Source organism: Desulfotomaculum sp. OF05-3 (genome assembly GCF_003435535.1).
Lineage (GTDB): Bacteria > Bacillota > Clostridia > Lachnospirales > Lachnospiraceae > Pilosibacter > Pilosibacter fragilis.
In genome coordinates, this window is sequence record NZ_QWGO01000015.1 from 39,917 (window position 1) to 65,494 (window position 25,578).

The following is a 25,578-nucleotide window of genomic DNA, read 5'->3' on the forward strand; positions in this document are numbered from 1 at the left end:
CGCGAATATGCCAAACAGTCATTCATTTTCAAATTTTTATTTCACAATCTCCGGATTCTCATCCACAACCCACGGAAGTCCCCACTTGTTCAGTGCTTCCATATATGGATCCGGATCGAACTCTTCGACGTTGAATACGCCTGCGCCCTTCCAGGTTCCGTCAACGACCATCATGGAACCGATCATAGCCGGTACGCCTGTCGTGTAGGAGATGGCCTGGGAGCCAACCTCTTTGTAACACTCCTGATGGTCACATACGTTATAAATATAGATCGTCTTCTCTTTTCCGTCCTTCACACCGGTAAAGATACAGCCGATATTTGTCTTTCCGACGGTTCTCGGACCTAAGGATGCCGGATCCGGAAGAAGAGCCTTTAAGAACTGGATCGGAACGATCTCCTGTCCGTTAAAGTTTACCGGGGAGGTGGAAAGCATTCCAACGTTCTCTAAGCATTTCATGTGGGTCAGGTAGCTCTGTCCGAAGGTCATGAAGAAGCGGATGCGCTTTACGCCCGGAATATTCTTTGCAAGGGATTCGATCTCCTCATGATGTAAAAGGTACATGTCCTTCTCGCCGACCTGCGGGAAGTTATACTCACGCTTGATCTCCATCGGCTTTGTCTCTACCCAGTGACCGTTCTCCCAGTAGGAGCCGTTTGCGGATACCTCACGGAGGTTGATCTCCGGGTTGAAGTTTGTTGCGAACGGGTATCCGTGATCGCCGCCGTTGCAGTCTAAGATGTCGATGGTGTGGATCTCATCGAAATAGTGCTTTAACGCATACGCGGAGAAGACGCTTGTGACGCCCGGGTCAAAACCTGTTCCTAAGAGTGCCATAAGTCCAGCCTCTTTGAATTTCTCCTGATATGCCCACTGCCAGGAATAATCGAAGTATGCGGTGAAGCCCTCTTCCTTGCAGCGTTTCTCATAGATCGCGCGCCATGTCGGATCGTCGGTGTCCTCCGGCTCGTAGTTTGCGGTATCTATATAGTTCACGCCAGCCTTTAAGCATGCATCCATGATCGTCAGGTCCTGATACGGGAGTGCAACGTTTAACACTGCATCCGGCTTGTAGCTTTCCATTAAAGCCACCAGCTCGTCCACGTTGTCAGCATCCACTTTCGCGGTCGTGATCTTCGTCTTTGTCGTTCCCTGAAGTTTCTCCTTTAAAGCATCGCACTTGGATACGGTCCGGCTTGCGATCATAATTTCTGTGAATACATCACTGTTCTGACAACACTTGTGGATCGCTACGGACGCAACACCTCCGCAGCCGATGATCATTAATCTGCTCATATTTATTTTTCCTCCTCTTTTAAAAGATCCTCAACATACTTCGGCAGCATGAATGCTCCCATGTGAAGATGTGTCGTGTAATACCAGGTTTCGATATTTAATGCATCCCATTCCCGGGGCTTGAAATCCTTGATGGGATGATATTTCTTTGAAGCGAAGCCGAAGAGCCAGTATCCGGACGGACAGGTTGGAATATGTGCCTGATACACACGGCTGATCGGGAAGGAGCGGAATGCCTTTCGGTGCATGCTGCGGCAGGCCAGCTCGTCCTCATCGTAGAATGGGCTTCCGTGCTGGTAGACCATGATCCCATCTTCCTTTAAGGCGCTGTAACAGCTACCGTAGAATTCCTTCGTGAACAATCCCTCTGTATGACCGAAGGGGTCTGTGGAATCGTTGATGATAAGGTCATACTTTGCCTTCTTGTTTCTTAAAAATCTCAGACCGTCATCATAGTGGACTTCGACACGCGGATCATCCAAGGCGCAGGCTACCTCCGGGAAAAACTTTCTTGAAACCTCCACAAACATCTCATCCGTCTCCACGACATCGATATGTTCCACGCAGTCATACTGCAAAAGCTCTTTCGCGACACCGCCGTCGCCGCCGCCGATGATCAGTACGTCCTTCACACACGGATGGACCGCCATCGGCACATGGGTCACCATCTCGTCATAAATAAACTCGTCCTTCTCGGAGAATACGATCTCCCCGTCCAGAGAGATAAATTTTCCAAATTCCTCGGAATCGAACACATCGATCCGCTGATATTCACTCTCCCCAGAAAACAGCTGCTTTTCGATCTTGATGGACAGCTTTACGTTTCCGGTGTGCAGTTCTGAAAACCAGAATTCCATATCTCGTGACTCCTTGTATCGTATTGGCCAAAGCCTGTTTGCAGGCAGACAGCCTGTTTGCCTGCAGCCAGGTCCGGCACCTTAAAAAATTCATGCTATATGTTTGCCAGCACCATCAGATGATCCACCGCCGGATCCTCTGTTCCCTGCATGGAGCATCCCTTTTTCTTCGCATACAGGATATACTGGACCACGTCGTCCGTGATCATCTCACCCGGCGCCAGAATCGGGATTCCCGGCGGATAACACATCACGAACTCCGCACAGACTCTTCCGGAAGATGCTTCCACCGGAACAGAGACCTTCTCGGAGTAGAACGCTTTCTGCGGGGACATCACGACCTTCGGAGAGATATACTCACCGGAGAGAAGTCCCGCGCTGTCCTTTTTGTAGAGACGTTCCACATCATCAAGAGCCCCAACAAGGCGCTCGATATCCTGAATCCGGTCTCCGATGGAGATGTAAGCAAGAATGTTGCTGATGTCACCGAATTCGATCTGGATGTCATACTCGTCGCGCAGGAGGTCATAGACCTCGATTCCCGCAAGTCCGATGTCTCTTGTATACACGGAAAGCTTCGTCACATCGTAATCGAAGATGCTGTCCCCGTTTACAAGTTCTTTTCCGTAAGCATAGTAGCCGCCGATGGAGTTGATCTCCCGCCTTGCGTACTCTGCCATCTCAACGACCTTCGCGAAGGATTCCTCACCGCGGAGAGCCAGATTTCGTCTTGAGATATCAAGGCTGGAGAGAAGCAGGTAGGAGGCGCTTGTGGTCTGGGTCAGGTTGATGATCTGGCGCACATAGTCGGTGTTCACTCCCTTATTTAAAAGAAGAAGCGAGCTCTGTGTCAGGCTTCCGCCGGACTTGTGCATGGATACTGCCGCCATATCAGCTCCCGCTGCCATTGCGGAGATCGGAAGATTCTTTCCGAAATACAGATGGGTTCCATGGGCCTCGTCCGCGAGGACCTTCATGCCCCTCGCATGGGCAAGCTGTACGATTGTTTTTATATCAGAGCAGATGCCGTAATAGGTCGGGTTATTGACGAACACCGCAACTGCATCCGGATTGTCCTCGATGGCCTGTTTTACTTTTTCGACCTGCATTCCCAGCGAAATACCGAGTCTCTGGTTCATCTCCGGATTTACGTAGATCGGGATTCCGCCGCAGAGCACCAGAGCGTTGATGACGCTCTTATGTACGTTTCGCGGCAGGATGATCTTATCTCCGGCTTTTACCACCGAGAGGATCATGCTCTGGACCGCAGATGTCGTTCCACCCACCATCAGATAGGCGCTGGCCGCTCCGAATGCCTCCGCCGCAAGCTCTTCTGCCTCACGGATCACGGAGACCGGATGACAGAGGTTGTCAAGCGGCTTCATCGAGTTTACGTCCAAAGATACGCATTTTTCGCCTAAAAGCTGTACCAGTTCCGGATTTCCGCGTCCTCTCTTATGTCCCGGTACGTCAAACGGGACAACTCTCTTCTTTTTAAATGCCTCGAGCGCTTCATAGATCGGGGCTTTCTTTTGTCTCTCTCTGTCCATGGTTTTGTTCCTCACGCATTTTATTGATTGCGCATCATCTGAATAATAAAAAAACAGATGACGCCAAAACCATCATCTGCTCAAAACGATTCTATTCCATTGGGATCTGGGGCGCGTCACTCCGCTCCCGTCTGCCTCTGACCTTTATCGTTTTTTCCTCCAAGTCTGCAATCGCAAATATATTGTCCCTGCACTTATTGACCGATTCACAAGATGATGTGTTTTTCAAACACTGATTATAAAGTAATCAACTTATAAATTTGAGCTTTTAACTCAATCAATAATGTGGGCTTAACCCCACGCGGCGCTTGACCCGCCTGTCCGATGGGCTTAACTTCCGTAGTCTGTTCTGCGGGAGTGGTCATTACATACATTTGCATGAAAACGATAAATGTCTCTTCACACTATTTTTATCATACATGAAAAACACGGGAACTGTCAAGTAAAAAATATTTTACCGCAAGGGGGCTGACCAGAGTCAGCCATTTTCCCATCTGGTTCTTTCCATTTCAACTCACAGCCCCGCAAGGGGGCTGACACCCGCTCACTTACAACGGCACCGAGCAGCAGCCATTTCAACTCACAGCCCCGCAAGGGGGCTGACTGGCAGCCCGAGCTTAAAGGCAACGTACCGAGCATTTCAACTCACAGCCCCGCAAGGGGGCTGACATCACCTCACTTTAGACAGAGTGGAAAACGCGGATATTTCAACTCACAGCCCCGCAAGGGGACTGACACAGATCCGTGCGCTGAATGTGGACGGAAATATATTTCAACTCACAGCCCCGCAAGGGGACTGACTACCGGAAGGCGATTTACAGCGCACAGGTATACGCATTTCAACTCACAGCCCCGCAAGGGGACTGACGCATTTTACACCGATTGTAAGATGCTTCGTTCTATTTCAACTCACAGCCCCGCAAGGGGACTGACCAACGTCTCCAAAAGCTACCAGAGCCTTGATTCTGAATTTCAACTCACAGCCCCGCAAGGGGACTGACGAATAAAAAATTTATATTCGCACATACTACAAATATTTCAACTCACAGCCCCGCAAGGGGACTGACTTCTTCGCCGCCTGTATCAGCGTATGTATTTGCTCATTTCAACTCACAGCCCCGCAAGGGGACTGACTCCATTCATCCGTTATTCCCTCCTTACCCAATATCATTTCAACTCACAGCCCCGCAAGGGGACTGACTGGCAGCATCACCAACAACAACGCTTATGATTTATTTCAACTCACAGCCCCGCAAGGGGACTGACTAGCGCGGCTTGCGTCTGCTACATGTTCGATCTTTATTTCAACTCACAGCCCCGCAAGGGGACTGACGAAACCCTAAGTGGTATGTTAATCTCTGGAGGTATTTCAACTCACAGCCCCGCAAGGGGACTGACCATAGCCGCCCACAAACACACATATAACAGCTATATTTCAACTCACAGCCCCGCAAGGGGACTGACGGCAAGTACAGAAGCCCAAAAAAGAGCAACTATATTTCAACTCACAGCCCCGCAAGGGGACTGACCTGGTTTTTTAACCATTTCCTTTTCTTCCATAGTATTTCAACTCACAGCCCCGCAAGGGGACTGACTTGGCGGTGAAGATGATTCCCTTTTCTCCGTTATTTCAACTCACAGCCCCGCAAGGGGACTGACTATTCCGGCCGATACCCGTGGGACTCTTTATAGGATTTCAACTCACAGCCCCGCAAGGGGACTGACTTGCCATGATCGCGTCACACTTCCAGTTGTTGGAATTTCAACTCACAGCCCCGCAAGGGGACTGACGACCCCGGCAGCAGGCAAGCGGAAAATTCCAATGACATTTCAACTCACAGCCCCGCAAGGGGACTGACGGACGTAGAAAAACGGCGTTGACTGGGAGCCGATATTTCAACTCACAGCCCCGCAAGGGGACTGACAGCAATTTTAGCCAAAAATATTGCCTGACCAAAATTGTTTTTTGTATTTATTTCACATATTTCTACTAATTTCCCCTCGCACTTTCAGGATTTCCATGGCCTTTAGGCTAAGATTTGCCTGTTTTTTCGGTGCGAATGTCCCGAGGTTTTTCTGTATACATGCTTCTCGCACTATAATAGCAGCGTTTCCGTAACATCAAATCCCGGCTTAGCGCCAATATGTTCTACCTTATTTTTGTATTTCTCACCCAGATAATAGAATCTCAGACTATCTACGTCTTTGTCGATGAGATTTTCAAGTATGTTTTTCACCTGTCTGCATTTTGCTGCATCCATCTGACATTCAAATACAGAGTTCTGCACTCTCTGCCCATAGTTGGTGCATTCCTTCGCCACCTGACGCAAACGTTTTCTTCCTGCTGCCGTCTGTGTATTCACATCATAAGTAATCAAGACCAGCATTTATTCACCTACTTCCAGAAAAACGGCGGATATTCATCCAGATCGCCTCTTAAATATCTCGCCAGCAACATGCTCTGAACATAGGGAGCCATTCCCCATTCGATTTTTTCGTCCAGAAACGGATGTTTTATAGTTTCCTGTTTTTTAGCCTGCCAGGCAGATAAAAATACTTTTCTTCCTTCCTCTGTCATAATGACTGCTTCGTTTTCTTTTTTGATAAAATATTTTTCCTTCATGATCTTTTTGTTGATCAATGTTAAAACAAATCGGTCAACCATGACACTGCGAAATTCTTCCATAAGATCCAGTGCCAGAGACATACGGCCGGGTCTGTCTGTATGAAAAAATCCCACATACGGATCCAGACCAACCGCTTCCAGTGCTGCTCCGCACATGCCGGCAAGCAGCGAATATCCAAAAGACAGCATTGCATTAACATAATCCAAAGGAGGTCTCTTATTTCTTCCGTGGAAATAAAACACATCCTTTTGCTGCAGGATCAGATCATCGAAGACAGAAAAATATACAGAAGCCGCTTCTCCCTCCAGACCTAATAGCTCATCCGCATGTTCACAAACTCTTATTCTTCCCATACTCTGTGCCAGAAACATTGACTTATTTTTTATGTTTTCCGTATCCAGACGTATGGAGTGATCCCGCACAGCCCGTTCCAGGATCCATCTTGAATTATGTACTTTTCCGAGGATAAAATTTCTTGCAATATGTACGCTCTCATCTTTATTATCACTGATTCGGTATTGCTGCTTTCTCAGTGTTACATTTCCCTTGACTTCACCTGTAACTCTGGCAAGAAATCTTCCGTTCCCGGACATAAAAGAAAGGCTTATATTTCTCTGTGCACATGCTCCCATAAGTGCCGGACTGGCTCCGGTATATCCAAATGTAACGATTGCCTGCAGATTATGCAAAGGAATTCTTCCGATTTCCTTTTGGTCTTCCAGAACGACCACATTTTCACCATCCAGTGACAGATATCTGTTGCCGGTGGTTACATACAATGTATTTAACAATCTTTTCATTCTTGTTCCTCATCTGCAATGATCCTATCAATATATCCGGAAACAGATTTCTTCTTGTTCAGAATCGGAAGGCATATATCCTTCAGAGAACAGGCGTTACATCGGGTGCCTGTTTTTACCTTTGGCGTGTACCGCTGCTCATAGTATTTATGCATCTCCTCAAATACCCTCCGAACCTTATCTCTGATTTCATCTGTAAATTCCACCTTCATGCGATGCCTTATCTCACCGTAAAAAATATATCCATAGGATATCGTGCAACATAGCATTTCCTCCAGACACATCGCCTGCGCCGCCAGCTGAAGAATATCAGAATCATCTGTTTTGGGCTTTCCTCTTTTGTATTCTACCGGAATCGCCTGATAAGATCCCTCCTTGCCTGCCAGACGGATCCCATCATTGACCTTATGAAATTCCACCACATCACACTCGCCGCTCACTCCCATTTCCCGGGAGTGAATCGGCAATGCGCGCACGACCAAAAGATCACCTCGTTTTTCTTTCATCTCTGCATCGTGTGCTTTTTCGTGAAGGATTTTCCCTTCTACTGTTCTGACATTTTCCTGCCACTGCATCTCTATATATGCCAGTGCCCACTGTCTTCTGCAGAACTCAAAGTGCTGGATTCCGGATAGCTGGAGGAAATCCTCCTCCTGAAACAACGCTAAAACACCTCCGGTTCTTTACATCCGTCTACATGCCATGTGATCTCATAATCTGAAAACTCTTTCGGACGTTCCTTTTTGGCCTTAATGTCAAAGCCTCTCTGGATCCTGCCACTGGAGATCTCCGGTGTCTTAGCATCATGCTGCCACCAGTACATCCTGCAGACATCCACACTTCCTTCCGGTCTGGCAGAAGAAGCATCGTTTTCAAACAAGGTTTTTAATGCCTCCTTCAGAACTTCTGCGTCCTCCTGACTGAATCCCGTCTTTTCCGCAAGCTGAACATTGACGCTTCCCATCACTTTATATACTGCAAAACCCACTCTGTGTTTTGTACCCATAGTATCGGAAGCCTTACTCTCTTTTCCGGATTCACTGTTCACGCTCTTTGTGATCTGCATGCTGATAATGTCGATGGGGGAAAGGCTGATTGCCTGATGGATGGAAACAGGGCCCCTTACTCCAAAGGACACAGGAATCCCTTTAAATGCAAACACCTGTCCAAAAGTTCTTACATCCAGCCATTCCTTGCAGGCGATTGCTGCACAGACATCACGATTGGCTTTCTTTGGGTCAGCGATCTGGGCCTTCAGCTCCGCACATCCATCGGCACGGTCCTTCAAGCTGCTGTAGGAATCGTCCGCCCGGTCATCGGACTGCACAAATATTTTCTGCCCGAGATCCTGGAATCGATTTCTTATTTTCCTTTTGATGCAGACATCTGATATTTCACCATAGCCATCCATGCTGATCCTCGGACGGTTTCCGTTTAACGGATCACCATTGGGATTGGCATTGTCAACACTCACAAATAACGTAAAATCGATTTTCCCCTTTAACTCGCTCATCATTATTCCTCCTCTTTTTCATTAAACTTTGTCTTTTTTGATGTCAGCTCATAGGCCTGATGATGAAAGCCTAACAAATATAATCCATCCAGCTTGCTGTTATCACCAAAGCTGTCCACATCGAATAAGCCATTGATCTCATGCAGCAGGTTTTCATAAAAACGTCGCTCCGGAAATTCCAGTTTATACATATAGGGCTGGATATTTTCCTCGATCATTTTCCATGTTTCAAAGGGTCTCTGCGAAAAAGTGCTCATATATCTCTTTGCATTCGTCACTCTCGCCTTATCCTTCTCATCATACGTGCGGTATTCGATCCTGTCCGCAACTGCCAGCAAGCGTCCGTATAAATAACTTCTGTTCGTTTCTTCCTTATCTAATGCCACAGTCCATTCCTCCTGTTCATTTTCTTTTTTCCATTTTTTTACCAGCGAACAGGCCAAAGTCAAAACCCGTTCCCAGTTATTTCGATCCTTATAGGCCAACGGCGTTGAGGCCTTCTGCACCGCGCGGTTCACATAATCGTAAGGGATCCTGTGTCCACTCCAGATACAGGGAAGCAGTCTTTTCGCAACCTCTGCATACATTCTTTTTCCGTTTGCGTCCACGATCGTAAGTGTTCCTTTACTTTCGATACCAAATAAAATATCTGCGATATCCTTAACTCCGACCATACCGTAAAACTGTACTCTTTTTTTGTCTTTCCATTTCGTGTGGATCCAGCCACAGCTTTCATGCCACTTTTTAATATTTTCCAGATATTTTGCAGAATCCAGAGTTGCCTCCTCCACCATCGACAATCTTCCCGGGGTCGCTGCATCAAAGCTGAGCAGGATCATTGATGACGTATTCTCGATCTTCTGCCCATATCCCCTGATCGCCTTATAAAAGTTTTCGGCAGTAATCGCATTCCCATCGGATACTGCACTCTCATCATTTTCCTCGTCATCCCAGTCATCCTGTTCTTCGTCATACTCAGATGCGATATCCTCCGTATCCGCATTCCATCTCGGCATGCTTGATCGATTGGATTCCCATGTTACGATGACCAGCGTATCGAAAAAGGTTCCCTGCTTACGGATGATCCACTTCAGGGCATTATGTATCTTCTGGGATGTTTCATTTCCTACTGCAAAGGCTTCCTCTTTACTGACAAAGCGTCCCCGATAAGTAAAATTCTGGCTGTCATTTGCAGAGATCAGCTTTGCGCCATCTCCTTCATTGCGGATCTTTCTGGAATGGAGATATGAAATAGCCTCTGTATTTCCGGTAAGATAACAAAGTCCCTGTTCTTTTTCCCTTGAACGAACATAGCTTATATAACGCTCCTGCAGGCTTCTGTCTTTCCAGCACTCATCCGGGCACGTTTCAAACACGCCTGAGCTTTCCGGCCGGATAATAAAACGTACAAATGCCTTTGCCTGCTCGATCCCCTGAAGCTTTTCCTTATCATCGATCTTTCCCTGTTCATTCAGCTTGATGATCTTCTGATCCGAAAGATCCCGGATCAGGCTGTTCTTTTTCAGGTACTGATAAACGGCCAAAACCTTCTCATGGCTGAATTCTGATTCCGCCCATTCCTTCAGCTGGGAAATATATAATTGGTAACAGACCCCGTCATCCTTATAATACTTCGTGTAATCTCCCGCAAGATACCTCAGATTATCGCACAAAGGATGGGGCTCCTTTCCCGCTGTACGGCTTCCGGATTTTTCTGTGACCGGTATCACAGTCAGCTTGTCCTCCGGACTTACAAGCTTTGCCTCCATAAAGTTTCCATTCCTGTCGATGGTTACCTCGATCTGTGCGGTTACTGTCGTATGGAACGGTGGCAGAAGAACATAAGGCATATCTCCCCGATATTCAATGATCCCTACTTTATCACTGTTTATTTCATACAGATCGATCAGTTCATTTACCCAGCTCACTCCTCCACCTCCTCACCGGCAAATTCTTCTAGTCCGGTAAAATTGCCTTTTCCGAAGACCTTGCGCTGCATTTCCCTGATGTGTCTTTTCTGGGTACACTCCTCGGGTCTTAAAAATTCAATGATCCCGCCTTTCTTCATTACCGGTTTCCAGAAGCGTACCGTCATCTTTCCTTTATCTTCGTCTAAGACCGCTTCCTCTGCGTAGGTGATCCCATGATACATGAAACCATAATCCACTTCTCCGGTCATGGTATCATAATAGCTCTCTCCCTCGCCGAATACGCACGGCTCCTCGAAAGCCTGACACTCTCTTGTTCCAAGGAAAATATCCCTGCGCCCGCCTCGATTTACCATTCGCTTCGCCATATTGTGGTACTTGTTCTCATTTCTGTCCTCCGCCAGCTCCGGATGATTATAATTCATCTCGAAATGTGCCCGCACCTGATATCGTACATCTTTTAAGTAGGTATAATATGCAAGCTCATTGCCGCCATTATATGCGATCGGGCGGATCCCTTTTGTTTCTGTCTGGATCGGATTCATCACTCTGACAGCATCGATGATCCATAAGATGGTTGGCTTCCAGAAAATGCTTTCCACGATTCCCCGCAGCGCCTCATACGTTGGGATATGATAACTGGTTTTCTCGCCGCCGACACGAAGTACAGGATCTGAAAAAAGCGCATACGGACCATATACTTCAAATTCGATCGTATTTCTGTATTTTTTCACCGCTCTCACCTCCTTTAAATTTCACAAAATCCCATTTCAGGCTCATCCACAACACCCGCTTTCTTATCATAATATCCATCACATAATACCAGAATCCCTTCCTCCTTTTCGTATATGGCATTCCCCAGTTTATTTTTCCTGTTTTCTGAGATGCCAACGGTATATCTCTGTAATTTTCTCAATATCTTTTTCTTTTCTGCTTCCGTCTGTGTTTGAGACAGCTCCTCAAGCAGCCGCTTCGGTTCATTTCCATAGGGAACTACGACACTGATTTTGTGGGTATCAGTGATGACCTCAAACTCACGTCCGGCCGTTAAAAATGCCTGTGGAAGCTTTGTATGGATCTTTCTTTCATATTTTCGATAATATTGGTTTTGTCCTGTCTGATTTTTCCCAAGAAGATCGGTCAAGGTCATTGTCACTCCGCTCACCTCGACCGGATATTTCGTTTCCAGCTCTCGTAATTGTGAGTAATAAGCAGAATAATAGAATTTTATGGCCGCCTCCGAATCGAGGGCGCCCTCATCAAGATCAAAACTATGTAAGACCTTCTGCAAAGCTGCCTGTGCATCTCTGATTTCCCGCAAGTGCTCCAGATGCTCCGCATCATCAGACATCTGAACAATATAGACCGCTCCCATTTTTCCAAGCTCCTTATGACGATTGCATCTTCCGGCAGCCTGAATTACGTTATCTAATCCCGCCTTTGACCGGATCACACAGCCAAAGGAAAAATTAACGCCCGCTTCCACCACCTGTGTACTGACACAAATGATCTTTTTTTCTCTTTTTTTCAATGCACGCTTTATTTCCTTCAGCGTATCCAGCTTGTGCTGCGGACACATATTATTGCTGAGATGAAAGATCTCATATTCATCCGAACAGCTCTCCTCCAGCCTTCGGAATACCTGAAATGCACATGCGGTAGTATTTACGATCGCTAAAGTACTCCGGTATTCTTCGGTTTTCTCAAGTATAAACTCCTTCAGATCTTCGGTTTTCATCCCGCCCGGATAACGTTCTGTTTCATCGATGATCTCTGCCCGTTTAAAAACCTCTGCATATTTTTCAGTTTCCCTTGACATTTCCCTGCATTCACATATATTATTTTCCTTAAGAGGAGCCAGCGTCGGCTGTGTCGCAGAACATAATACAACCGTTGAACCGCCAAACTGCGTAAGGAAATTTACCGCCAGATTAAAAAGCTCCGTACATTTTACCGGAAATGCCTGCACCTCATCAAATATGATAATACTATTGCATAAATTATGCATTCTGCGAATGCAGGACTTGCGATCGGAAAACAATGTATTCAGGATCTGTACTGCTGTTGTTACGATGATCGGTGTGTCCCAGGTTTCCGTGAGATCGCGATATCGTTCTTCCTCACCATCCTCGCAGATCACGTTGCAATGATGCTCCAAAACAACCGAGGGCATTCCTACCGCACTTCTTATTTCTTCCGCATTCTGTTCCAGTATGGAATTATAGGGTGCTATATAAATAATCCTCTGCTTCTTCTGTTTTTCGGCATGATATAGAGCAAAACGAAGACTGCTCAAGGTTTTTCCGGCAGCAGTCGGTACGGTCAAACGATATCGTTTTTCCTCTGATTCTGCAGCCGCTCTGCAGGAATCCGATATCTCCTGCCGAACATCATTGAGCTGATTTCCCTGATCCGGATTTTTCCGAACTTCATTTTCCATATACTGTTCAAAATTGCAGATACATTCCTTCCATATTCTCTGCGTTTCTTCCTGCGAAAATCTTTTCTCAATAGGGATATCCTGAAAAAAACAGCCCGTATCTGTCCAATCCCCATCGATCAGCAGCGATAATGCGACCCTCAGATACATTCCCAGATAAAAATATCTGCTCCCGTATTTTTTTCCTGTGGAATCACAATTCTTAACAAAATCCCCTATCTTTTGAAGCATGATCCGGTATGACTGATCTGCCTGCTCTCCAATCTTCTCTAACAGTTCTCTATCATAAAGCTTAAAAAAACTTTCTTTGATACGGGAATACTCAATCTCTTTTTTCAAGCGCCGTTCCTGCAGCATCTGGCCATTTTCTAAATTAATACAATCCTCCAGCCCATGATGAAAGTAGATCAACGTGCTGATAAATTCCGAAGCCGGGTTTCCCCTTAATAGCTCTAACGCAATCCTTCCTCCGGCGGTGGAATGATCCAATCCATACTGATGAGCCTCGTCCCCTCGCGCAAGGATATTTCTAAAATCCGCCTGATTTTCCGTACCGAGCTTTCCCGCATCGTGAAGGAATCCTGCCAGCTCTACAATACTTTTCAGTTCCGGAAGCTCACATATCCGGGAGGAAAAGCAAGCCACATTCCCCGAATGCTCCTGCATGAATTGGCATCTTTGGGATTTATGATCCACATGTGCCAGCTTTTGATAAGCCGGATTTTGATCCTGCAACTGCTCCCGCAACTGATTCTGCTGCTGATTCTGCTGTTCAGAAAGCTTGATCTTCGCACTTTTCATTTTGCCTCTCTCCGTTTATCTGCCTCTTATTTACTGTAATTTCATCATAGTCCCTTTGTCTTAAAAAGTCAATGTATTATATAAATTTATAATAATATAAATTTGTTATTGAATGGGGATGACAAATTTAAAAAAGCAATCGAATCATTTCAATTCAATTGCCTTTTTATAAATATATAACAATATTTTTCAACTCACAGGCTTTCGCCTGACTCGCAGCAATGACAGCGAGAACGGTGTTGTCCTGTTTCCGATGCCGATTAATGCTTTTTTATTATAGCGTTCACCGAAACGCTTGACAAGCTTAATTTTAGCGGATTTCTTCCTGCGAAAAATAAGTAAATAGAAATAAGTAAGTAAAATAGAAATCCGGAAGGATTCCCAAAGCCTGCGGATCCATTCCGGATTATTCTATACTTAGTGCAAGAGCATCTCTCCGCGAAGATGCGCAGTGATTCTGATAGAAGCATGTCAGCTTCGCTGACCAGAATCACGCGCCAAGTCCCACGGAGGTTCGGCTTGAAGCTCGCTTTACTGCTTGCTTCTTCCGTCCCAGACACCGTTTTTATCTACATAGTATCCGTCCGGTGTCCTTTGTCCGGCGTACATGATCCCTCTCTTTCCATCGGAAATCGGGTTAAAATAGTACCATGCTCCATCGAGAAGCACCCAGCCGGTCTGCATGCCGCGTTCCAGGTCCATATAGAACCACCCGCTGTAATCTTCATCTCTTAACCAGCCTGTCTTGGCATAGCCAGCTTCATCAAAGGCCCACCAATTTCCGTTGATCTGCTCCCAGCTATGCGAAATATCACCGGAATCACGTACGATACCCTTCGGATAGGTATTATCTGCAAAGCGTAACCACCAGCCATGCTCATCCATCATCCAATGGCTCTTTCCGTCATTGACAAAGCTGTTTGTTTCTCCTGTGATAATTCCTGCCATACTGTCGATCGTTCCTTTGACTGAATCGTGGCTGACTGCACCGCTGCCGGAGGTTTTATCCTTACCGGAGGACGGGTTGTTGCGACTTGGTATTTCCGGCTCATCCGAAGCATCTGAATCATCCGTTCTGTTCGATTCGTTCGGCTTGCCTGCTTCGCCTGGTTTTCCCGTTTCACCCGGTTTGCCTGTTTCGCCCGGTTTTTCCGTTTCACCCGGCTTTTCCGTTTCGCCCGGTTTTTCCGTTTCGTCCGGCTTATCTTCCGTTGCTGTCACTTCTGCCATACCGGTCATTGCTGCGATCTCATAACGAGCGGAGGCCCATTCATTCGGTGTAAATACCACCTCGTAGCTATGGGTGCCCGCCTGTGCCGTTAAGGCCGGATCCTTCCAGGAAAAGCTTCCGTATTCAGTGCTTCCTCCTGATAAGGCAGAATCACTCAGAGGACTTCCCGCCTTCACCGATGCTGCCGTCGGCCAGGTGATCTGCGGTGCAGCCACCTTTCCGATTGCGAAGGTATGCGCAGCCGGAGCAGGCGTGTTGTATTTGGCCGCCCACTCATCATAAGTGTCAAAATCAAACTCGGCTGTCATCCGGTGCGTTCCTACGGATGCGACTCCCGGCTTTGTCAGGTTGAGAACCGCAGTTCCAGTTTCCCCTACAGGGATCGTATCCGGAACCTGATTTCCATTATCATAGAAGCGGATCTTACCCTGCAGCTTGTCACCATACGCTCCCTGAATACTTGCAATGATATCAAAATCATCCTCGTAGGTTCCGAGAATCCCTTCCGGCTGCTGCGCTCCGGTACTCCGGTTCACAGCCGTTAAGGCAAGGGTGAGTGTTCCTTTTTCAATGGTGATCGTTCTCTTTGCCGGTGTGCTTGTGCCAAGGTAATTTGTTCCCTCTGCCATGGTGATGCTTACCTCTGCGGAACCAGTGCCTTTGATGGTCACCTGACCCTGTTCGTCCACGGTGAGAACATTTGCATCGGAGCTTGTATAGGTCAGAGCTCCATCTCCCACTACCTTCACACCTGTCAAGGAAAAGCTGTCATCTCCATAGGTTTTTTCTCCAGTCCATGCTTGCGGATCGATTGAAATCGAACCCTGTATCCGATGGATGGTTCCGGTCTGAGCTGGATATGTGATAAGGTAATTCTGCAGATTCACTGTGCTCTCACCCGTCTCAACCCTTGCCTTTGAGGAATCAATGGTTACCGCCTTACCGGTTCCGGCATTGGCATCTTCAAAGCTTCCTTTCAGGCCACTGATAGTATAGCTCTGACCCGAAGCTCCTATTTTTACCGTCGCCTCTAATGCGATATCGGTACTTCCGTCATAGGACTTTTCAATGGGTGTCTTAACAACTGCCTGCAACTCTATCGGAGATATCTCCGGAATCACACTTTGGGTCAAAGTTTCTCCATACTGCCCTTCCGATGCTCCCTCCGGGCTAAATTCTACCTGATATGCAGTGGTTCCCGTTACCTCCGGATAAATTGAGGAAGCGGATGTTCCGCTCTGATCCGTACTGAACTTCCATGTTCCTGAAACCGGTGATCCACTATAATTAACGACCCGAAATCCCTCTGCCAGCTGTACCGGAATCTGATCAAGTGTCTGTCCATAGGTTCCCTTCGCTTCAAAGGATACAGTGCCGGAGCCGCCGATCTGTAAGATATCCGGCGTTGTCACCGATAAGCGATCAGCCGGCTTCGATGCAAAGTCGCTGTCTGTTGCTTTCACACGAAGGGTTACATAATAGGTTTGAGCCGGAGTCAGACCATTAAACCGATTACTAAACTGATTCCCTGACTGCCACTGAAGCTCACTATCCGCAGATTTTGAAATTCCGTACTCACAACCGGAAACGGGCTGTCCCTTTACCCTGATAGAGTAGCTGTCTTTCGTTACATCTGTTCCCTGTATCTGGGCCGGTTTTGCCGGTCTTACCGGAATCTTTATCTCGACTGCTTCACCTTCTGTGGTGGAACCTGCGGCTGCCTTGCGCACATACAGAGTAATCTCTGTCGCACTCTCCGGCTGTTTATCCAGAATTTCTGTCAGAGGAGCCTCGCCGCCTGCCCGGATTCTTGTCCAGGTTGTGGCATCCTGAGATTCCGCATATTCCAGCTCATACAGAGCCGTATTTTTCAGGACTTCCCTTTGATAATCAATAGAGGTCTGTTCACGCTCTAATACATTCTCATCCTTGCCTGCCTCAACCTTTCCGGTAAATTCCACACCGCCAAAGGAGGCTTTCACTGCCTCCGAAGCCGGAAGGTACATATAGAGCTTTCCGCTGGAATCTGTCCGGACATCCTTAAAGCCGTAGGTGCTTCCTTCACCTTCAATACCTGCTTTTTCAACCAGTGTATTATTCTCATAGATACCGGTCAGATCCGCTGTGGTGTAATAAACCGGGTCATCCTTCCCGTCTTTTGGTGTATTCTTCTGCCACGTTTCGCCTACCTTTTCCCAGCCATAAATGATCGGTCGCTTTATATATCCATTCGCCCCTATCAAACAGATCGTTCCACCCTTAATCTTCACATCAGTTGGTGCCTGTGTATTATCATTTTTTCCCATCCCAATATGGGCGATTGATCTCTCCCATGACTCCTTAATATCCAAGCAGATTGTGCCGCCGTCAATCAGCACCTTCGATGAACTGGCATTACCACTTCCGATGCAGGCTCCCTGTTTAGAATAGGCTGTAATCATTCCGCCATGAATCTCAATCTCGGCAGTTATCGCCGGTTTACTACGGGCATATCCAATACCACTTCCAATTCCGGCACCGTTCTCCGAGCTTGCATTCACCGTTCCGCCTTCTATCACGATTTTACCGGTTCTTTCCTGGCTATCAGCACTTCCTGTTCCGATTCCGGCACCCCAACTACCTTTTGCAGTTACAACTCCTCCGCTAATCCGTATTTCTTCTACACTTTTTCCTGCCGAAGCACCGATGGCAGCTCCCCTAGGATTGTAATCCGTCATTTTTGCAATTACAGTTCCCCCCTTGATGTGAATGATTCCTGTATCCTGTCCTACATTTCCTCCAATTGCTGCACCCGTCTTGCTTACCTTTGTGTTATTGAGCACCTCTATGGAGCCCTGCTGTTCCGGTTCACTGTCAATCGTAAGCTTCGCACCTTTTGCCACGCTGATGCCGGCAGATGAAGAAGAATTCTCTGATGTATTAATCGAAATCTTGTTTTCCCCTTCCAGATAGGTGATCACCTGGGACTCTCCGTTTATCTGAATCGGTGCGATAGCCTTTTCCGGTGTAATCGTAAGATTCTTTAATACGAGCTTTAGTTCCCTGGAAGCTGGGATATCCACGGAGAGATGATACTTCTCTACCTTATTCCCAGATGAAGTGATCCGATAGCATTTATCATAGGACTGGTCTATTAGCTTTGCTGTAACCGCCTGGCCGGAAGCATCTCTTTTAGAATATAAAATTGTCAGCTGACTATTTTCCTCTAAAAAAGATATATTTCCAAGGGACAGATCCAGCTCTCCCTCCAGTGCCTCTGCCGCATTTAATACGATGATATCCGTTCCGGCAGCCGCTGCCTTTACCATTTCGCTGTTCAGGGTAAAGCTTCCACCGGAGCTGCCTAATTCTTTGATGCCTGTATTTATCACAAACCGGTAATTTCCGGCCGGAAGATATGCCAGAGCAGATGCATGATTGCCTGCTTCTGCATCGATTGTCAGCTTCCCGTCAAAGGCAAACTGGCCTTCGTCCTGCTTTAATTCCACCGGAGCTTCTGAGACAGCTCCAGCCAGCCGTCCGGCTGTCAGGGATACGTTCTCTGCCGCCTGCACCTTTGATGAATAGAAGTGGAACCGGACAGGATACAGGGGTTCTCCGATGGTAAGGGAAAGCTTCGTTTCCTCCTCTGACTTCATCGTGAGGGATCCTGTTACTGTAAAGCTATTCGTATTTTCTCCTTCCCCTCCTTCTTCCTTTACCTGAACCGATACCGGAACCACTCCGGACAGAGGCGTATACCAGCTGACTTTATCAGTCTTTAGCTGATAACCGGAAGCTTTTTGAGATAAATAGGTTACTACATCCGGTGCAGTGCCGCCTTCGCTTGCTTCTTCCCCCAACCGAGCCGTCAGTGTATAATTCTTATCATTCTTCAAACGGCCATCATGGATAGTCAGATCCATTGTCTTCTGGTAGGCAGTTTTTCCAAGTGTGACGGAGATGGTTTCATCCTTTCCTTTGTTTAAAGCAACCCTTCCCTCCATCGTCTTACCTTCCCCGCCCCCGGAAGGCTTCAGCACTACAACCATCTGCATATTTCCAGAATGGCCTATCCACTGGGTTATATCCGGTATCGTTCCCCTGAATCCGGAGACGGTCATCTGAGTGCTTGTTTCATAAACCGGAGTTGCTTTTTCTGTATCATTTTCCCGATACAGGGATATGTCCGCCGGATAGGTTCCATCTGGTAGCTGGTTATCATATGCGGAGATCCGGAATGTTTTCTTCCCGTAGGTACAGTCTCCCCGGGGCTCAATTTTGCTTTCAAGCGGCAGCTCTAACTGCACCTCCTCGGAAATAGTGACACTGCCGCCTTTCATGCCATTTCCAGACAAAGGCTTTAACACTCCATAACCAATATTTCCGCCCGTTACCTCCACAGATCCACTTAATATCCGGATATCGCCACAGGATAATTGTAAACCATCCACTCCATTCCATCCGGTGCCGATGGCAGCTCCCGGATATCCTAATTCGCCATTATTATAAGAAGATACGGCTATATTGGGAGCTTCGCCTTCCGTCCCGCCGATCACGATGGTGTCTACACCTCCACCAGCTCCGCCTCCGATTCCGGCTCCTGTCTCCCTTCCTCCTGCTGCGGTTATCCTTCCGCCCAGTATTTCAATGGTTCCGCCGATTCCATACAGACCGGTTCCGATTCCGGCTCCTCCATGATAACGCGTCGATTGGGAAACCTGATAAGCTCCACCTTCAGCTACAATGCTTCCACCCTTGATTATAATCGTTCCTGTCCCATAGTTCTTATCTGCACCTTCGTAACCTGTTGTTCCGGGTTTTCCTCCGATACCGGCGGCCCCATAGGCGCCTCCCACTGCCTTCAGACTTCCGGTACTCTGCTCCGTAATAACCAGCGTTGCATCTTTTCCCACCTCAATTCCGGCTCCTTCATCCAGTCCCACAAGTTTATTGGTTCCTTCTAAGGTCAGATTCAGCTGGGCATTGCCTTTCAGGTAAATACCGGCCAGATTCCATCCTCTGGCTCCATCAGATTGGATCGTTACATCTTTAATCGTCAGATCGACCGTAACATTATCAATTGTGATACCGCCCTTGATGTCTGTATATGTAAACTCTGGTCGGTTGGTAGGGCAATAGCTGCCGGTTATGGTTTTTCCATTCAACTCATTTTGGTTAGCGCTATTAATGAGCAGCGGCTGATTATTCAGGTTATGCTCCTCGCCTGCCAGAGTCATCAGCTGCATCTCTCCTACGAGAACGCAGATTTCCGGAAGCTCTGCCTCCTCTCCCACCGGATATTCCTCCGGCAGAACCGGTGTGAAGACATAGGCACAGCCGTTGTAGTCCTGGTTCGCCTCATAATAGCTATTCCAAGTCTTATCGGAGGTTTCGATAGGCTCTCCGTCCTCGTTAAATTCTTCAAAATAGTCCTGTGGGGAGATCCCGCCGTGAAATTCCGGATAGTCGCTCTCATTGATATCCAACTTCCAGGTCACGCCGGAAATCCTGCTGATATCCTCATCTGCATCCGTCTCCAAGCTTTCTTTTTCGGTGTCAGCTTCCGCATCTATCTGCTGTTCGCCTTCTGCTTTTGGAGCATCCTCTAAAGTTTCCTGCTTCATCCGAACCTCCAGAGTATCCGGAAGGATGATATCGCTTTCTTTGGCACCCAGAGAGAGCTTCTGTACCGCAATAGCCTCATCCAGCCCCAGAAACGCTTCTATCTTTGCTCCTGTTGCTGTTCCGTTTGGTGCTCCGTTTATTCCGGCCTCGGTTCCTGTTATTGCTCCGTTTGCCCCTGCCTCTGCTTTGTTTGTACCTGACTCTGCTCCCGCTTCTGCTTTGCCTGTATCTGCATCTGCCCCTACTTCTGCTTTGCCTGTATCTGCATCTGCTCCTGCTTCTGCTTTGCTTGTACCTGACTCGCCGCGGTTATCTTTTACTTCCGCATTCGACGGAGAAGCATCCGACGGAGAGGCTTTTAATGCAGATTTTTTTAATGCAGCTTCTTTTTCTGCTGTTTCCGCAGTATCATCTGCTCCCGTTTCAGCCCCAATCCGCTGCAGCGAACCGGCCGCCATTGCCTGCGGCTGCCATTCACATGTATTCCATATTAATATAGCTGACAATGCAGCTGCTAAAATTCGTTTCGATTTTTTTCTCATACCATTTTCCTCCCATTGAGACAAATTTGCTATTACTACCACCAAAAAGCGTTGGAAGTCTTCTCGACTGAGATAAACATCAAGTTCCCGCAATATTTACATTTTTCGCATAATCTTCTATACTAATAGTATATCAATTACGTGTTTTTCTGAAAACCACCTCGACGCAAATGGTCAAACCTCGACCTAATTGGTTCAGAAGCATCGTGGTGAAGGGAGTGCTGCAATTATGATGCATATTGCTATTGTGGAAGATTGCGTTTTCGATCAGAAGCATCTGATCGATTTAATACAGAAGAATTTCGAGAATCATGGAGAAATGGCTGATTTTACCTGCTATGAGAGCGGTGAAGCATTCTTAGAGGCTTTCCGCCCCGGTCTTTTCAATGCTGTATTTATGGATATCATGCTTGCAAAAAACGGCCTGAACGGGCTTGAAACAGCCGAAAAGCTTCGAGCTGTTGCCGCGCGGATCCCTCTTATCTTTGTGAGCAATGAGCGGGATTATTCCCTTGAAGGATACCGGGTACATCCGCTCGACTACCTCTTAAAGCCGGTGGATGCGGACACACTGGCCTGGTGTCTCAATGAGATCCGCACTTTTCGGGCCGAACCAGCTTATATTGAGATTCAGGCTGTCCTTGGACAGGGGCAGTCATCCTGCCAGCGGATTCTTCTGGATGATTTTCTATACGCGGAAACGCAGAATCACCGCCTGATCATCCACACGTTAAAGGGGGATGTTGCCACGCGCCTCTCCTTTTCGGATCTAATGGCGCTGCTGCCGAAGGGCGGACGTTTTTATATGAGCGGCCGCAGTCTCCTCCTCAATTTTTCGCAGGTGATCTCTGTGGAGGAGGATGGCTCTGTCCGTCTGAAAAATGGTTCCTGCCTTTTCTGCAGCCGTCGAAAGAAAAAAGAGACAAGGGAAGCATTTATGGCATACCTGTTTACCTGTATGCGGAAGGGAATGATAACCGATGAGTAATGCAGGCTTATTTCTACATACTTCTATTAATTTTGACGAAGTTGCAAATGCTTTAGATTATGGGCAAAGAACTCTAGATCATGCAACCTATGCAAAGGTAACGAACGCCTTTAAGAAAATGGTATTCCATTGCCTTCTCTGGATCTTTATATCCATAATCATCTGTTGTGGCACTGTACTGTTAAGTCATCACATCCAGAATCTGAAGACAAATGAATTGCTGACAGCTTATAATGCAACAGCTTTTAAAGGAGGAGTACGAACCAGTCCAACCACGGTACTGTATACAGAAGGCAGCTCCTATCAATATGATGTCTCCAAGCTTGGATTGGATCTTGATACAGATTTTCCGCATCAGAGAGCAGTAACCTTATTATTAGACGACCAAAACCAGCTAAAAGGCGTGATTTCTAATGATGAATTCAACAAAATTACCGATATATTCGCGTTTGGACTTGTGTTCGGAATGATCGAGATAGCGGTGATCATGATCGTCTATGCATTTTTTGTTCGTAAGCATACGTCTTATGGCAAAAAATGGTATGCCTTTATGAAATGGTTCGAAACCAGAGATGATACCCTGATTGATATCATACGGGAATAATGCCATGCAGGGAAGCTTTGGAGCATGCTATTCTCCACCTACTGCCCATTCTTCGAATACATCACTTTCGCGCTGATCCCCCTGATCTTTCCAAGCTTCCCGGAAAGCGCGCTGATCCGGTCGGCCGGAGCGTCTACGATAACGCTGATGATGTTCACATGTTTCTTTTCATATGGAAGTCCCATTCTTCCGATAATATAGGGGCTGTAATCGTGAAGGATCTGGTTGACCTCCCCCACAGCCTCTTTATTTTCTACAATGATTCCCACTACTGCGATTCTTGTTTCCTGTTCCATAACCTTCTCCTAATATATAAGTGTAGGGTTTCAGTACCCAACAGCCAGTTGGGACTTAATCCTCTCATTGTTTAAGCTGTATAATGATTAGGCATCGGTCTGACGACACCTCCTAGGACCATTGGCGTCCGTACGAAAGCCTGTCAGCCAGCCTGTCATTGCAGCCGTTCGATTTATGCAGGTTGAACTACTACTTCACGTTCGTTTGATACCCCAGGAGATTGAATAGGCAATGAGAAATGCTGGAATCCATGCAAATTCACTTTTGGAGGTACGTAGAATGTACAACGCAGTAGGTATTGATGTTTCAAAGGGTAAAAGCACCGTTGCAGTCCTGCAGCCTGGCGGCACTGTGATCCGCAAGACCTTTGATGTCTCCCACACATCCCAAAACCTCAATGAACTGGCAGATTATTTGAGTTCATTAGACGGCACCACAAAGATCGTTATGGAGTGTGCGGGTAGATATCATGAGCCTATGGTAAAGGCTCTATCCGAGGCTGGATTGTTTATTTCCATTGTAAATCCTCACCTGATTAAAAACTTTGGCAATAACTCCCTGCGCAAGGTGAAATCGGATCCGGCGGATGCCCGCAAAATTGCCCGCTATACGCTTGACAACTGGACGGAACTGCGCCAATATTCAGGTATGGACAATACACGTACTCAGTTAAAAACTTTAAACTCTCAATTCAGCTTCTTTATGAAACAAAAGGTTGCCGCAAAAGCAAATCTGATTGCACTGTTGGATAATACTTATCCTGGTGTAAACAAACTCTTTGACAGCCCCACCCGTGAGGACGGGAGTGAAAAATGGGTTGACTATGCTTATTCTTTCTGGCATGCGGATTGTGTCCGCAAGATTGGGTTAAAGGCATTTACAGAACGCTACATGTCTTTCTGTAAGAAGCACCACTATATCTTTCAGCAGGACAGGCCAGAAAAACTGTTTAATGCCTCGAAGGAGTTGGTTGCCGTCTTTCCAAAGGAGAAGACTTATAAGCTGTTGATCCAGCAAAGCATCCAGCAGTTAAATCTTGCCTCCGAACATGTAGAACGATTCCGCAGGGAAATGAACGAACTGGCATCCACACTTCCAGAATACAGCACCGTAATGGGCATCTATGGCGTTGGGAAAACCTATGGTCCTCAGCTCATCGCTGAGATCGGCGATGTATCCCGGTTTACCCACAGGGAAGCACTGACCGCCTTTGCGGGCGTAGGCCCCGGTGTTGATGAATCCGGCCAGCACAAGTCAAAGAGCAACAGGGCTTCAAAGGTCGGCTCCGCAAGGCATTGTTTCAGATCATGACAACCTTGTTGCAAAATGCTCCTGAAGCCGATCCGGTGTACCGTTTTCTTGACAAAAAACGGTCTCAGGGAAAGCCTTACTATGTCTACATGACAGCCGGAGCGAATAAGTTCTTACGCATTTACTATGGTAAAGTCAAAGAATGTCTGCAGAACTTAGAACAGACAGAATAACACCCTTTTCTATATCACCACTTTCAAATCCGGCATTTCTGGCGGCTTAAAAGTTATGCACAAAATATCAAATCGGATTTTTGAAATTTTCTTCAAAAAAACACTTGACTTTTTATTAGCAGGCTTTCGTTATATTAATATATTTAGTATTTAGAAAGAATTCACATAATTCAATATCAGCACAAGAATCAGCATGTGGACAGGATAAAATGCGTAGCAGCTTAGCTGGAACGCCTTGCTGTGATATCCCTGCCGTCCGCGATACAGCCAGATCGGGATCAGCGCCAGCAAGGCAAGCCCCTGCTGACAAAGCTCGATATCCATTCCAAACAGGCAGATCGGATACATCAATCCTCCCAGCAGCTCCACATTTACCCAGTAGAGGGTAAGAAGCTGTCCCGCCAGACACCACCACTTCCGTCCCCGGAAGAAATAAAAAATAAAGACCATAAGCACACCGGCGCCATAATAATCTACCATACATATCGTTCCGAGTATCACGCCGGCGAGAACGACTAATGCAGAAACCGGAAGAAACAGCCAGAGCTTTTTCTTTTTTCGTGCGGCTTCCATCAGGTGTATCCCGGAAAGTCCGATCAAAAATGTCCAGATCACATTCTGATGAACCGGATAAAACCATGTTCCGCCGTACATCAGATCAAAGGGAATTTCCGACAAAACGGCGAACAGGAGCAGCCGCAAAATATATTTTTTAAAGCTGCGGGTATGAAAATACCCCTCCACAGTCATAAAGGCAAAGATCGGAAAAGCAAGCCGTCCGGCGCATGTCAGCCAGTCCTGTGCCGGCAATAGAGTCGCCCAAAGATGATCCATCAGCATAAGCGCCATCGCTATGATATGGAGCAGCGCCGCACTGATATTAAACTCCGGTTTCCCCTTCGGAAGCTCCGGTATCGTTTTGTTTCTGTCATTTGTCACAAAAACTTCCTCCCATTTATGATTTAACCGAATCAAGTAAGTCCCCTGCTTCAATTGCGAAAAGCAATAAGCAG

At 47.0% G+C, this 25,578-nt stretch carries 15 protein-coding genes, 1 pseudogene and 1 CRISPR repeat array; of the genes and pseudogenes, 3 read left to right on the plus strand and 13 right to left on the minus strand.

All coding sequences use genetic code 11. The features are described 5' to 3' along the window. Nucleotides 1-36 precede the first annotated feature (36 nt). From DXA87_RS09630 to DXA87_RS09680, 11 genes are all read right to left on the minus strand, one after another. Complete coding sequence (locus DXA87_RS09630; RefSeq protein ID WP_015553675.1) at nucleotides 37-1,296, minus strand: saccharopine dehydrogenase family protein; 1,260 nt, start codon at nucleotides 1,294-1,296, stop codon at nucleotides 37-39. A 2-nt stretch (nucleotides 1,297-1,298) separates the two neighbouring features. Beyond that, nucleotides 1,299-2,153 (minus strand): polyamine aminopropyltransferase, encoded by an 855-nt coding sequence (gene speE, locus DXA87_RS09635; protein ID WP_015553676.1) that lies wholly within the window; start codon nucleotides 2,151-2,153, stop codon nucleotides 1,299-1,301. A 95-nt stretch (nucleotides 2,154-2,248) separates the two neighbouring features. Continuing rightward, nucleotides 2,249-3,703, minus strand: a complete 1,455-nt coding sequence (locus DXA87_RS09640; RefSeq protein WP_021904230.1) for an aminotransferase class V-fold PLP-dependent enzyme — start codon at nucleotides 3,701-3,703, stop codon at nucleotides 2,249-2,251. A 441-nt stretch (nucleotides 3,704-4,144) separates the two neighbouring features. Next, nucleotides 4,145-5,628: a CRISPR direct-repeat array (repeat unit 32 nt; unit sequence ATTTCAACTCACAGCCCCGCAAGGGGACTGAC). Between the two features lie 171 nt (nucleotides 5,629-5,799). Then, entirely contained in the window at nucleotides 5,800-6,090 is a 291-nt protein-coding gene (cas2, locus tag DXA87_RS09645) for a CRISPR-associated endonuclease Cas2 (protein ID WP_117470376.1), read from the minus strand. An 8-nt stretch (nucleotides 6,091-6,098) separates the two neighbouring features. Then, entirely contained in the window at nucleotides 6,099-7,130 is a 1,032-nt protein-coding gene (cas1c, locus tag DXA87_RS09650) for a type I-C CRISPR-associated endonuclease Cas1c (protein WP_117470375.1), read from the minus strand. Next, a complete protein-coding gene (cas4, locus tag DXA87_RS09655; protein ID WP_117470374.1) occupies nucleotides 7,127-7,792 on the minus strand; it encodes a CRISPR-associated protein Cas4 in 666 nt (221 codons plus the stop codon). The genes cas1c and cas4 overlap by 4 nt, the downstream gene beginning before the upstream one ends. 2 nt (nucleotides 7,793-7,794) lie before the next feature. Further along, a complete protein-coding gene (cas7c, locus tag DXA87_RS09660) occupies nucleotides 7,795-8,643 on the minus strand; it encodes a type I-C CRISPR-associated protein Cas7/Csd2 (RefSeq protein ID WP_117470373.1) in 849 nt (282 codons plus the stop codon). A gap of 2 nt (nucleotides 8,644-8,645) precedes the next feature. Continuing rightward, nucleotides 8,646-10,571 carry a type I-C CRISPR-associated protein Cas8c/Csd1 gene (gene cas8c / locus DXA87_RS09665; RefSeq protein ID WP_117484356.1) on the minus strand — a complete coding sequence of 642 codons (1,926 nt, stop codon included), beginning with the start codon at nucleotides 10,569-10,571 and terminating at the stop codon, nucleotides 8,646-8,648. Further along, nucleotides 10,568-11,305, minus strand: a complete 738-nt coding sequence (cas5c, locus tag DXA87_RS09670) for a type I-C CRISPR-associated protein Cas5c (protein WP_117470371.1) — start codon at nucleotides 11,303-11,305, stop codon at nucleotides 10,568-10,570. Before cas5c ends, cas8c begins: the two co-directional genes overlap by 4 nt. 14 nt (nucleotides 11,306-11,319) lie before the next feature. Beyond that, nucleotides 11,320-13,812 (minus strand): CRISPR-associated helicase Cas3', encoded by a 2,493-nt coding sequence (gene cas3, locus DXA87_RS09675; RefSeq protein WP_117470370.1) that lies wholly within the window; start codon nucleotides 13,810-13,812, stop codon nucleotides 11,320-11,322. 531 nt (nucleotides 13,813-14,343) lie between these two features. Continuing rightward, nucleotides 14,344-21,192 (minus strand): YDG domain-containing protein, encoded by a 6,849-nt coding sequence (locus tag DXA87_RS09680; protein ID WP_117504118.1) that lies wholly within the window; start codon nucleotides 21,190-21,192, stop codon nucleotides 14,344-14,346. A 229-nt stretch (nucleotides 21,193-21,421) separates the two neighbouring features. Between DXA87_RS09680 and DXA87_RS09685 the strand changes: the two genes are divergently transcribed. Beyond that, nucleotides 21,422-22,180: a LytTR family DNA-binding domain-containing protein gene (locus DXA87_RS09685; RefSeq protein WP_117504130.1), complete on the plus strand. Its 759-nt coding sequence runs from the start codon at nucleotides 21,422-21,424 to the stop codon at nucleotides 22,178-22,180. Next, entirely contained in the window at nucleotides 22,173-22,784 is a 612-nt protein-coding gene (locus tag DXA87_RS09690) for a hypothetical protein (RefSeq protein ID WP_117504132.1), read from the plus strand. The genes DXA87_RS09685 and DXA87_RS09690 overlap by 8 nt, the downstream gene beginning before the upstream one ends. A gap of 38 nt (nucleotides 22,785-22,822) precedes the next feature. Here the strand turns inward: DXA87_RS09690 and DXA87_RS09695 are convergent, their stop codons facing one another. Next, the gene (locus tag DXA87_RS09695) at nucleotides 22,823-23,080 is read right to left on the minus strand and encodes a TM1266 family iron-only hydrogenase system putative regulator (RefSeq protein WP_117470367.1); all 258 of its coding nucleotides are present in this window, start codon (nucleotides 23,078-23,080) and stop codon (nucleotides 22,823-22,825) included. Nucleotides 23,081-23,360: 280 nt separating this feature from the next. Between DXA87_RS09695 and DXA87_RS09700 the strand changes: the two are divergent. Next, nucleotides 23,361-24,565: pseudogene (locus DXA87_RS09700) on the plus strand (IS110 family transposase). 150 nt (nucleotides 24,566-24,715) lie between these two features. Here DXA87_RS09700 and DXA87_RS09705 read toward each other — a convergent pair. Then, nucleotides 24,716-25,504 carry a TraX family protein gene (locus DXA87_RS09705; RefSeq protein WP_117504134.1) on the minus strand — a complete coding sequence of 263 codons (789 nt, stop codon included), beginning with the start codon at nucleotides 25,502-25,504 and terminating at the stop codon, nucleotides 24,716-24,718. Between the last annotated feature and the right edge of the window lie 74 nt (nucleotides 25,505-25,578).

Excerpts from the sequence above, each read along its gene's own strand:
- DXA87_RS09690 (WP_117504132.1), top strand. The coding sequence starts at position 22,173 with ATGAGTAATGCAGGCTTATTTCTACATACTTCTATTAATTTTGACGAA.
- DXA87_RS09640 (WP_021904230.1), bottom strand. The coding sequence starts at position 3,703 with ATGGACAGAGAGAGACAAAAGAAAGCCCCGATCTATGAAGCGCTCGAG.
- DXA87_RS09695 (WP_117470367.1), bottom strand. The coding sequence starts at position 23,080 with ATGGAACAGGAAACAAGAATCGCAGTAGTGGGAATCATTGTAGAAAAT.
- cas2 (WP_117470376.1), bottom strand. The coding sequence starts at position 6,090 with ATGCTGGTCTTGATTACTTATGATGTGAATACACAGACGGCAGCAGGA.
- cas1c (WP_117470375.1), bottom strand. The coding sequence starts at position 7,130 with ATGAAAAGATTGTTAAATACATTGTATGTAACCACCGGCAACAGATAT.
- DXA87_RS09685 (WP_117504130.1), top strand. The coding sequence starts at position 21,422 with ATGATGCATATTGCTATTGTGGAAGATTGCGTTTTCGATCAGAAGCAT.
- DXA87_RS09680 (WP_117504118.1), bottom strand. The coding sequence starts at position 21,192 with ATGAGAAAAAAATCGAAACGAATTTTAGCAGCTGCATTGTCAGCTATA.
- speE (WP_015553676.1), bottom strand. The coding sequence starts at position 2,153 with ATGGAATTCTGGTTTTCAGAACTGCACACCGGAAACGTAAAGCTGTCC.
- cas3 (WP_117470370.1), bottom strand. The coding sequence starts at position 13,812 with ATGAAAAGTGCGAAGATCAAGCTTTCTGAACAGCAGAATCAGCAGCAG.
- DXA87_RS09630 (WP_015553675.1), bottom strand. The coding sequence starts at position 1,296 with ATGAGCAGATTAATGATCATCGGCTGCGGAGGTGTTGCGTCCGTAGCG.
- cas7c (WP_117470373.1), bottom strand. The coding sequence starts at position 8,643 with ATGAGCGAGTTAAAGGGGAAAATCGATTTTACGTTATTTGTGAGTGTT.